Source organism: Paraburkholderia sp. (genome assembly GCF_036488505.1).
Lineage (GTDB): Bacteria > Pseudomonadota > Gammaproteobacteria > Burkholderiales > Burkholderiaceae > Paraburkholderia.
Window position 1 is genome coordinate 1 of sequence record NZ_DASXHN010000090.1, and the last position, 10221, is coordinate 10221.

The 10221-nt window shown below is 64.0% G+C and carries 9 protein-coding genes and 1 pseudogene; all 10 read right to left on the reverse strand.

The features are described 5' to 3' along the window. Nucleotides 1-417: pseudogene (locus VGH68_RS05080) on the reverse strand (polysaccharide deacetylase); the annotation flags it as partial. Continuing rightward, nucleotides 414-1796, reverse strand: coding sequence for a phenylacetate--CoA ligase family protein (locus VGH68_RS05085; RefSeq protein WP_331602426.1), 1383 nt, complete (start codon nucleotides 1794-1796; stop codon nucleotides 414-416). The gene VGH68_RS05085 and the pseudogene VGH68_RS05080, both read right to left, overlap by 4 nt. 255 nt (nucleotides 1797-2051) lie before the next feature. Continuing rightward, entirely contained in the window at nucleotides 2052-2828 is a 777-nt protein-coding gene (locus tag VGH68_RS05090; protein WP_331602427.1) for an ABC transporter ATP-binding protein, read from the reverse strand. A 4-nt stretch (nucleotides 2829-2832) separates the two neighbouring features. Beyond that, nucleotides 2833-3651, reverse strand: a complete 819-nt coding sequence (locus VGH68_RS05095) for an ABC transporter permease (protein WP_331602428.1) — start codon at nucleotides 3649-3651, stop codon at nucleotides 2833-2835. A gap of 2 nt (nucleotides 3652-3653) precedes the next feature. Further along, entirely contained in the window at nucleotides 3654-5069 is a 1416-nt protein-coding gene (locus VGH68_RS05100; protein ID WP_331602429.1) for a mannose-1-phosphate guanylyltransferase/mannose-6-phosphate isomerase, read from the reverse strand. Nucleotides 5070-5400: 331 nt separating this feature from the next. Then, nucleotides 5401-6327 (reverse strand): dTDP-4-dehydrorhamnose reductase, encoded by a 927-nt coding sequence (gene rfbD / locus VGH68_RS05105; RefSeq protein WP_331602430.1) that lies wholly within the window; start codon nucleotides 6325-6327, stop codon nucleotides 5401-5403. A 9-nt stretch (nucleotides 6328-6336) separates the two neighbouring features. Continuing rightward, nucleotides 6337-6888, reverse strand: coding sequence for a dTDP-4-dehydrorhamnose 3,5-epimerase (rfbC, locus tag VGH68_RS05110; protein ID WP_331602431.1), 552 nt, complete (start codon nucleotides 6886-6888; stop codon nucleotides 6337-6339). Next, nucleotides 6873-7766, reverse strand: coding sequence for a glucose-1-phosphate thymidylyltransferase RfbA (gene rfbA / locus VGH68_RS05115; protein WP_331602433.1), 894 nt, complete (start codon nucleotides 7764-7766; stop codon nucleotides 6873-6875). The genes rfbC and rfbA overlap by 16 nt, the downstream gene beginning before the upstream one ends. 10 nt (nucleotides 7767-7776) lie before the next feature. Then, nucleotides 7777-8838: a dTDP-glucose 4,6-dehydratase gene (rfbB, locus tag VGH68_RS05120; protein ID WP_331602434.1), complete on the reverse strand. Its 1062-nt coding sequence runs from the start codon at nucleotides 8836-8838 to the stop codon at nucleotides 7777-7779. 415 nt (nucleotides 8839-9253) lie between these two features. Beyond that, on the reverse strand, nucleotides 9254-10165 hold the full coding sequence (locus VGH68_RS05125; protein ID WP_331602435.1) for a GDP-mannose 4,6-dehydratase: 912 nt from the start codon (nucleotides 10163-10165) through the stop codon (nucleotides 9254-9256). Nucleotides 10166-10221: the final 56 nt, after the last annotated feature.

The following is a 10221-nucleotide window of genomic DNA, read 5'->3' on the forward strand; positions in this document are numbered from 1 at the left end:
GAAATCGAAGCGCTCGAACGGGCGATGCCAGGCCGCGCCGCCGAGCGTCCGCGCGAGCGCGCCGTAGCGCACTGCCGCCGCGCTTTCGCGCGACTCGCCGGCAGGCGCCGATGCACTGCGGCTCGCCTGCGCCAGTTCGGGCGGCAAGGCCGCGGGCCGATAGCGCAGATAGTCCGCGAGCGCGCTCGGCATATGGCCGAACACGATCAGCTTGCGCGGCCGCGCATTCACGAATGCGATCAGATCGGCGCTCCACGCGTCGGGCGCGTCGACGGCGACGACGACGTCGGGCGCGATCTCGTGCAGCATGTTGCGCGTAATCGCTTGCGCCTGGGTCGCGCTGACCGAGCGCCGCAGCGCCGCCAGCACATATTGGCCAGCGTCGGCCCGCGCGTCGGGAAACGCGACGCCGATCATGCGCTCACCACGTGACGGAACTTGGCGCGGCTGCCCACGCGCACGAAATCGTCGTGACCGACATAGGCGATCGTGAACGCGTCCTGCCAGAAATGGCGCAGCTTCGCGGTCGTGTCCTCCGCGTTCGCGTGCGGTTCGAGCACGATGCGCAAAGTGGGCGGCGTGGTGCGCAGATCGATCTGGAATTCCTGGATGCCGCCAACGCGGTGATCGAGCATGTCCTGAATGTGGTGCGTCGGATGCGCGACCCCGTTGATCGGCACCACGTCGTGAATCCGGCCGACCACGTCGGTCAGGAAAAAGCCCTTGTCCGTCTCCTGCACGCGCGAGAGGTCCCCGGTCGTATAGCGGATCAACGGCATCAGCCGGTTGCGGAAACCGGTGAACACGAGCTCATGCGCGCCATCGGGATTGTCGGGCGCGACGCGGCTTTCCGGCCAGCCTTCGGATTCGAGAATCTGGAAGCCACCCTCGTGACCGTCGAGTTCATACGCCATCACGCCGAGTTCGGCCAGACCGTAGCGGTCGATCACGCGGCAGCGCAGCGCCTTCGCGATCATCTCGCGCGCATGCGGCTCCAGCAGCTCGCCGCTCGACTCGAACACCTCGAATGCGTTGCCGCCGCCGTACTCGCGCTGGACATAGCACGCGAGCGCGTACATCGTCGACGGATGCGAGTGCGCGAGATATGGCCGGCGGCGCTTCAGCATGCGCCACATGTCCTCGAGGCCCTGGTCGTCGATGCGGTCGAAAAAGATATTGCTGCGATTCATCGCGAAGCATTTGAAGTCTTCGCGCGACGGCCATTGCGGCACGGCCTGATCCGGAAAGCGGCACGCGAAGTGCAGCTCCGAGCGATGACGCAGCTTGCCGATGCGCTCGCGGCAATAGTTGGTGACCGCCGACGAATAGTCGGCGCCCTCCCGGTCGTAGTAGATCGTCGTGGAAAGCCCGGTCGAGCCGCCGGTCTTGCACGCGTGGTGCTTGCCCGCTTCGAGCGGCCCCGACAACAGGCGCGGCCCCTGCTGGCGGATGATCTCCTTGGTCAGGTACGGCAGTTCTTCCAGATAGCTCGGGTCGTTGCGAACCTTCGCAGGATCGAACCGCTTCGCCTGGAACAGGTCGCGGTAGTAAGGCACCTTCGCGCCGGCGAATTCGAGCGTCGCCACGAGCCGTTCGAGCGCGATGCGGCGGCGGTGTGGAAACGGCAGCCGATAGTGCTCGCGCAGCTCGCGGATTTTCGGCCGCACGCTGCGTTTTTCGGCGTTCTCCGCAATCGGATACGCGATATAGCCGCCCGCGAAACCCTTCAGCGTGCGAAACGGCTGACGCACGAGCAGGGATTCGGAGTAGCGCAGAAATGGGTGGTTAGCTCGCATCAAATTCGAACCTTGTTGCGCCTCGGAGCCGGGCCCCGAGGGTGTTTCTGGACTGCGTTTCCTGAGCCGCACCGCTGGATCGCGGCCCGGTTGGAAATACCGCGCGGTGCTCGATACGCTTTATATGCTCGTCATGCCGGTCGCGCCCGTTTGCGCGTCGCGCGGCGAGAATCGCCGCGCTCGCACCGCAGGCGCCGGCACCGGTACTGCGCGGGCGCGCCGCGCATCGCACCGCCGCCCACCGCGCTCGCGCGCTCAGTGCGGCAACTGTGCGGCGTGGCTGACGAGCGGCTCGTCGGTTTTTTCCGGCGGCAGCACCGGCTCGTCGGCGATCATCTTGCCGTGCTCCATTGAGATCTTGCGGTTGCACACGCGCGCGACCAGCGACGCATCGTGCGACGCGACCACCAGCAGCGCCGCCTTGCCGACGAGGCCTTCCAGACGCTCGGCCGCCTTCACGCTGAACTCGGCGTCGCCGACGCTCAGCCACTCGTCCATGATCAGGATGTCGGCTTCGACGCTCGTCGAGATCGCGAACGCGAGGCGCAGCATCATCCCGCTCGAATAGGTGCGCACCGGCAGATTCAGGTAGTCGCCGAGCTCGCTGAAGTCGGCGATCTCGTCGATCTTCGTGCGGATGCGCGCGGGCTTCAGCCCGTCGAGAATGCCGCGCAGATAGATGTTTTCGAAGCCGGTCGCGTCGGGATCGAGCCCCATCGACACGTCGAGCAGCGACGCGATCTTGCCCTGCACGCGCAGCTCGCCGCGCACCGGCGCGTAGACGCCCGACAGCGTGCGCAGCAGCGTGGTCTTGCCCGAACCGTTGTGGCCGATCAGGCCGATGCGCTCGCCTTCCGAGAAGGAGAAGCTGAGGTCGTCGATCGCGCGGACGATCGCATGGCGACCCGCGTCCTGGCCGATCCGGCCGCCCGTCGTGAGATTGAGCACCGCCTTTTTCAGCGAGCGATGCGAGTTCTCGTAAATCGGAAATTCGACGGAGATGTTACGAGCGACAATCGATGAAGAACTCACAATATCAAAGCCAGTAAGGAACGCGATTACGGAAACGCTTCATCAGCCACTGCGCGAACGCAAAGCCGACGATCAGCAGGCCAATCGACCACGCCCACGACTCCCAGTGGGTCGGGCGGCCGGTGAGCGGCGCGCGCACCGTTTCGATCAGGTGATACAGCGGGTTGTAGTCGGCGACCCAGCCGCGGTCCTTGAGGATTTCCGGCGACCACATGACCGGCGTGAAGAAGAACACCACCTGGATCAGATTCGTGACGATCGGCGGAATGTCGCGAAAGCGCGCGCACAGCACGCCGAGCGTGACGCCGAGCCAGACGCCGTGCAGCAGCAGGATCGCGAGCGCGAACGGCACCAGCACGAATTCCCAGCCCGGCCAGTGACCGAAGATCAACAGCAGCACGACGACCACCGGCAGGCTGTGCAGCAGGATCACGAAGTTGCGCCACGCGATGCGGCACACGTGAACCGTGAGCGGCAGCCGGATCTGCTTGATCAGATAGGCCGAGCCGATAAAGGCCATGCAGCCCTCGTTGGCAACCGAGGCAAGATAGGCCCACACGACGAGGCCGACCGCGAGAAACGGCAGATAGTCGGAGATTTCCTGATGCAGCAGCGTCGAATACAGTGCGCCGAGCACGACCACCATGATGATCGTGCTGAGCGTGAACCAGAACGGCCCGAGCACCGAGCGGCGATAGCGCTGCCGGATGTCGTGCCAGCCGAGCGTGCCCCAGACCCGCACGGCCTTCATGCCGACGAACAGGTCGTCGTTCTCGTCGTGACGCGTCAGATCTTTCGCGTCGTTGGTAAAACTGATATCCATCTTCAAGTACGTCCGTAAATGTCGTCGAAGCGAACGATATCGTCTTCGCCGAGATATTCGCCGCTTTGCACCTCGATCATCACGAGCTCGACGACACCCGGATTTTCGAGGCGATGTTTGTGACCCGCCGGAATATAGGTCGACTCATTGGTCGATACGAAGAACGCCTTCTCGCCGTTGACGACCTTCGCCATGCCGCTCACCACGACCCAATGCTCGTTGCGGTGATGATGCATCTGCAGGCTCAGGCTCGCGCCCGGCTTGACCTCGATGCGCTTGATCTTGAAGCGGGTCCCTTCTTCGAGCACCGAGTAGGTGCCCCACGGCCGATGCACGGTGCGATGCACCCTGTACGTCTCATGGCCGCGCAACTTCAGCTCCGCGAAAATCTGCTTCACATCCTGCGCGCGGTCCTTGTTCGCGACCAGCAGCGCGTCGGGCGTGTCGATCACGATCAGGTTGTCGATGCCGACCGCGCCGATCAGCCGGCCACCGCTGCGCACATACGAGTTCTTCACGTCCACCAGCAGCGCTTCGCCTTCGACGCGATTGCCGCTCGCATCGGCCGGCGACAGATCCGACAGCGCGGTCCACGAACCGACGTCGGTCCAGCCGAGGTCGCAGCACACGACCGCCGCGTGCTCGCACTTCTCCATCACCGCGTAATCGAACGACAACTCGGGCACCGCGCCGAAACAGCCCGGCTCGAGGCGCACTTGCGCGCCGCTCTTGCCCGCGGCGGACGGCGACTTGTCCATGCATTCGGCCGACGCATCGAGAATGTCGGGGCAATGCACGCGCATTTCCTTCAAGATCGTGCCGGCGGTAAAGCAGAACATGCCCGAATTCCACACGAACCTGCCCGAGGCCAGATACTCGAGGGCCTTGTCCAGCGACGGCTTCTCGACGAATCGCACCACGTTCTCGCCATCGGCTTCGATATAGCCGTAGCCTGTTTCGGGCGTGTCCGGACGCATGCCGAAGGTCACGACCTTGCCGGCCTGCGCGAGCGTGCGCGCCCGCGCGACCGCCGCGGCGAACGCGGCCTGATCGGCGATCAGATGGTCGGCGGCGAGCACCAGCATGACCGTATCGTCACCGTGCCCGCTGGCCGTATGCAAAGCCGCCGCCGCGACCGCCGCGGCCGTATTGCGGCCGAACGGCTCGAGAATGAACGAGGTCGCAATGGCGTTCGCGTTGACTTCACGGAAATCGTCTTCGGTCTTGAAGAACAGTTCGCGGTTGGTGACCGTCAGCACTTCGTTCACGCCGGGCAGCGCCACCGCTCGCAGGAAGGCTTTCTGCAAAAGGCTCTCGCCGTCCGCGAGACGGATGAACGGCTTCGGGTGCGATTCGCGCGACACGGGCCATAGCCGCGACCCTGCTCCGCCGCACAGAATGATCGGTAACAAACTCACAGAGCCCTCTCAGTACCGTATTTATTACGCGGTTGCACCGATTAAATGAATCGGCATAACCCGCGCATCAGCGGGTTATGCAGGACGCGTACGCTTTATCTGATGCGGCGAATGCGGCTACGCCAATTGCGTTGATGGCCACAGTGCAACCGTGCTCCGAGCGATATTCTACCGCCGCACCCTTTCGCTATTGTCAGGCACCGTTAGTAACGTACGCACGGTTTAGCACTGTCTGGCGCAACAACGCGAACCGGCGAGCGCGTCGCAGCGTATTGCGATCAACGCCGCGTCACCGCACCGGTGCGCGCGATCGCACGCGCCGAGGCCGGAGTCACGACCGAGCGGCGGGCGACCTCGGAAAACCGTCCGTCAGACACAGCTTCAGCGCGTCGCGCCAGTGCGGCGCGGCGAGCCCGAACACACGCGCCAGCTTGTCGTTCGACATTCTCGAATTGGCTGGGCGCATCGCCGGCGTCGGGTAATCCGCGGCGGGGATCGGCAGCGTGTTCGGCTTGTTCGGCAGGTCCGCGAGTTCGAAGATCGCCGATGCAAAGCCGTGCCACGACGTCGAGCCGCCCGCGCACAGGTGATAGATGCCCGAGCGCTCGGCCCACCAGGTCGCGCCATCCGCGGCGGCGAACGATTGCGCGCACAGATGCGCGCTGAGCGTCGCGATCGTGTTGCACCACGTGGGCGCGCCGAACTGGTCGGCGACCACCTTCAGCTCGGGCCGATCAGCGCCGAGCCGCAGCATCGTCAGCAGAAAATTTTTGCCGCGCGTGCCGTACACCCAGCTCGTGCGGAGGACCAGATGATCGACGCCAGTGGCCGCGATCGCCTGCTCGCCAGCGAGCTTCGTGCGTCCGTACGCGTTTTGCGGATCGGTCGGATCGTCCTCGACGTACGCGCCTTCCTCATTGCCGTTGAACACGTAGTCGGTCGAATAGTGGATCAGCGCGGCGCCGAGCCTTTTCGCTTCCTCGGCGAGCACGCCCGGTGCTTCGCCGTTGATGCGCATCGCGAGATCGCTTTCCTGTTCGGCTTTGTCCACCGCGGTATAAGCGGCGGGATTGACGATCAGCGCCGGCCGCACGTCGCGCACCACCGCGCGAATCTGGTCGAGGTTCGACAGGTCGAGCCGCGCGCGGTCGACCGCGACCACGTTGCCGAGGCCTTGCAGCGTACGCGCAAGCTCATAGCCGACCTGGCCGTTCACGCCGGTGACGAGGATCGTCCGCGTGGCATGCTGTGCGCTCATGCGATCCCCTTATGCATAGACTTCGGCGTCCGCGAGGCGCTTGCCCGCCGCGTCTTTCGCCGCGAGCAGCGGTTCGGCGTCGATCGGCCATTCGATGCCGATCGCCGGGTCGTTCCACACGATGCTGCGCTCGTGCTCTGGGAACCAGTAATCGGTCGTCTTGTAGAGGAATTGCGCGGACTCCGACAGCACGACGAAGCCATGCGCGAAACCAGGCGGCACCCACAGCTGCCGGTGGCTCTCGACTGACAGCGTGACGCCGACCCACTTGCCGAAATTCGGCGAGCTTCTGCGGATGTCGACAGCGACGTCGAACACTTCACCCTCGACCACGCGCACGAGCTTGCCCTGCGCATGCTGGATCTGATAGTGCAGCCCGCGCAGCACGCCCTTCGCCGAGCGCGAATGGTTGTCCTGCACGAACTCGACGCCCGCCTCTACCTTCTCGCTGAATTCGAGCGCATTGAAGCTTTCGAAGAAAAACCCGCGCGTATCGCCGAACACCTTCGGCTCGATGATCTTGACTTCGGGCAGCGCGGTTGCGGTTACCTGGATGGCCATGCGACGTGATCCGTAAGAATGTTTTGCAGGTACTGTCCGTACGCGTTCTTTGCGAGCGGTTTGGCGAGCGCGAGCAGTTGCTCACCGTTGATCCACGCCTGCCGGTACGCGATCTCTTCCGGACACGCGACCACCAGACCCTGGCGCTTTTGCAGCGTCGCGATGAAGGTCGCCGCCTCGATCAGCGAATCGTGCGTGCCGGTGTCGAGCCACGCATAGCCGCGGCCCATGATCTCGACGTTCAGCGCCGCGTTCGCGAGGTAGCGCGAATTGACGTCGGTGATTTCGAGTTCGCCGCGCGGCGACGGCTTGATATCGGCGGCGATATCGCAGACCTGCTTGTCGTAGAAATAGAGGCCGGTTACCGCGTAGTTCGAGCGCGGCTTCGCCGGCTTTTCCTCGATCGACAGTGCGCGGAACTGCTGGTCGAACTCGACCACGCCATAGCGCTCGGGATCATGCACGTGATACGCGAATACGGTAGCGCCTTCGCGCTGATGATTGGCGTGCTCGAGCTGCTTGGCCAGATCGTGGCCGTAGAAGATGTTGTCGCCGAGAATCAGCGCGGACGGATCGTTGTTCACGAACTCGCGGCCGATGATGAACGCCTGCGCCAGCCCGTCAGGCGACGGCTGGACCGCGTACTGGATATTCATCCCCCACTGACTGCCGTCGCCGAGCATCGCCTCGAAGCGCGGCGTGTCCTGCGGCGTGGAGATGATCAGTACGTCGCGAATGCCCGCCACCATCAACGTGGACAGCGGGTAGTAGATCATCGGCTTGTCGTAGACCGGCAGCAACTGCTTCGAGACGACATGCGTGATCGGATACAGACGGGTGCCGGAGCCGCCCGCGAGAATAATGCCTTTGCGCGCCATCACCGTGCCCTTACGCGCGTTGCGCGTAGTTGGTCTCGACCCACTTCCGGTATTCGCCCGAAGCGACTTCGTCCACCCATTGCTGGTTGTTCAGATACCACTGGACCGTTTTCGCCAGACCGGTTTCGAACGTTTCCGCCGGCTTCCAGCCGAGTTCGCGCTCGAGCTTGCGTGCGTCGATCGCGTAGCGGCGGTCATGGCCCGGGCGATCGGTCACGTACGTGATCTGGTCGCGATAGGAGCCGCTCGCCTTCGTGCGCTGCTGGTCGAGCAGATCGCACAGCGTATGCACGACCTCGAGGTTCTTCTTCTCGTTCCAGCCGCCGACGTTGTACGTCTCGCCCGGCGTGCCGCGCGCCAGTACTTCGCGAATCGCGCTGCAGTGGTCGCCGACATACAGCCAGTCGCGCACGTTCTGACCGTCGCCGTACACGGGCAGCGGCTTGCCGTTGAGCGCATTGGCGATCATCAGCGGAATCAGCTTTTCGGGGAACTGGTACGGGCCGTAGTTATTCGAGCAGTTGGTGGTGAGCACCGGCAGGCCGTACGTATGATGGTAGGCGCGCACGAGGTGGTCGGAGCCCGCCTTGGTCGCCGAATAAGGGCTATTCGGCGCATAGGGCGTGGTTTCGGAAAATTGTGGATCGGTCGCGGACAGCGAGCCGAACACTTCATCGGTCGACACATGCAGGAAGCGGAACGCGGCGCGCTCGGCTTCGCCGAGCGTGTTCCAGTAGCTGCGGGTCGCTTCGAGCAGCGTGAACGTGCCGACGACGTTGGTCTGCACGAAATCGGCCGGACCGTGAATCGAGCGATCCACATGGCTTTCGGCCGCGAAATGGACAATGGCGCGCGGCTTGTGCTCGGCCAGCAGCGCATCGAGCGCGGCGCGGTCGCAAATGTCGGCGCGCGCGAAGATGTGGTTGGGATTGCCCTGGAGCGATTTGAGTGTGCCCAGATTGCCCGCGTAGGTCAGCTTGTCTACGTTGAGCACCGTTTCGTCCGACACATCCAGCCAGTCGAGCACGAAATTGGCGCCGATGAAGCCGGCACCGCCCGTTACCAGGATCATAAATTCCCTTCTAGATATGAGTGGCGGGCCCCAATGACATCGCCGGCCCGCGCGCCCCGCACAGTAGTGCTGGTCTTCGCTGGCGCCCGTCGCGCTGCCGCCGCACAACCGACAGACACTCGGGCACCAATTCTATGAAGGCCCAATTATAAAGCGGCGCGCTCTAAAAACTAGAACCCTAACAACTTGAAACAGCTAAACCGGCCGGTAGGGAGCCGGACGAGCCAGCTTTTAGTGATTGGCAGCGGACGCGCGGACGCGACTGGATGAGCTCCAGCGCGTGGCGCCAGGTTGGCGGCCGCTTCGGAACGAATGGCGAAAGGAAAACTGGGGTGACAAGCGCTATATCAGCAGAGGTAGCGCACGAGGCGGCGACGAACCTGGAGACCGCGAGCCAAAGACCGCATACAGCCGGTCAGGCCTCGAGCATCCAGCGCAAGGTCTCGAGGAATGGAATGGACTCGACGCTCGGCACTATCGTGCGCAGCTTGGCCGGCGACCCCGCGAGCATCTTCACGTCGGTTCGCCGGACCAACGCGGGGTTCGCGCGGACGTCCAGCTCGTGGCCGGTCAGCTCGCTCGCCGCGAACAGGATGTCGCGCACCGTATACGGCGTACCCGTGCAGACGTTCACGATGTCCGCCGCGGCCCCGGAATCGAGCAGCGCTTCGTACACGCTTGCCACGTAACGCACATCGGAAAAGTCACGGGCGGCGTCAATATTGCCAAGTTCGATGGACGGTGCGCGGCGCGCGAAATGCTCGACGATCTTCGGCACCACAAAGTTCGAACTCTGCCCGCGGCCGGTGTAGTTGAACGGCCGCACGATCACGAGCGGCAAGCGGTCGAACCAGGTCCGCACCATCATTTCCATCGCCGCCTTGCTTGCCGCGTAGTGATTGACCGGACGGAGCGGGAAGCTTTCGTCGATCGCGTCGCTCGTTACGTTGCCGTACACATTGCCGCTGCTCGCAATCAGCAGCTTGCGCGGGGTATGCCCGACCTGCGCGCAGGCTTCCAGCAGATTGAGCGTGCCCAGCACGTTCACGCGATAAAAGTCGAGAGGATCGTCGTGGCCGACGAAGCTGATCGCAGCCAGATGCACGACGTAATCAGGCTGCGCTCGCTCGATCACCCGCCGGCACTCATCTGGCGACGTGATGTCGAGCCTTAGCCGCGTGGGGGTTTCCGGCTCATCGCGCTCGCCCACCGCTCCGAACACAGTGTGCCCGCGGGCGAGCAATCTTTCGACCAGATAACGTCCAGTGAAACCGGTCGCACCGGTAACGAGCGTGCGCACGGCTCGTGTGGCCTCAGAAGACGGCATGCTGTCGTGCTCTCCCTGTTTGAGCGCAATATCGCGAGGCGCGCGTGCTCGCGCGG

Excerpts from the sequence above, each read along its gene's own strand:
- rfbA (WP_331602433.1), bottom strand. The coding sequence starts at position 7,766 with ATGGCGCGCAAAGGCATTATTCTCGCGGGCGGCTCCGGCACCCGTCTG.
- VGH68_RS05085 (WP_331602426.1), bottom strand. The coding sequence starts at position 1,796 with ATGCGAGCTAACCACCCATTTCTGCGCTACTCCGAATCCCTGCTCGTG.
- VGH68_RS05125 (WP_331602435.1), bottom strand. The coding sequence starts at position 10,165 with ATGCCGTCTTCTGAGGCCACACGAGCCGTGCGCACGCTCGTTACCGGT.
- VGH68_RS05095 (WP_331602428.1), bottom strand. The coding sequence starts at position 3,651 with ATGGATATCAGTTTTACCAACGACGCGAAAGATCTGACGCGTCACGAC.
- rfbC (WP_331602431.1), bottom strand. The coding sequence starts at position 6,888 with ATGGCCATCCAGGTAACCGCAACCGCGCTGCCCGAAGTCAAGATCATC.
- rfbB (WP_331602434.1), bottom strand. The coding sequence starts at position 8,838 with ATGATCCTGGTAACGGGCGGTGCCGGCTTCATCGGCGCCAATTTCGTG.
- rfbD (WP_331602430.1), bottom strand. The coding sequence starts at position 6,327 with ATGAGCGCACAGCATGCCACGCGGACGATCCTCGTCACCGGCGTGAAC.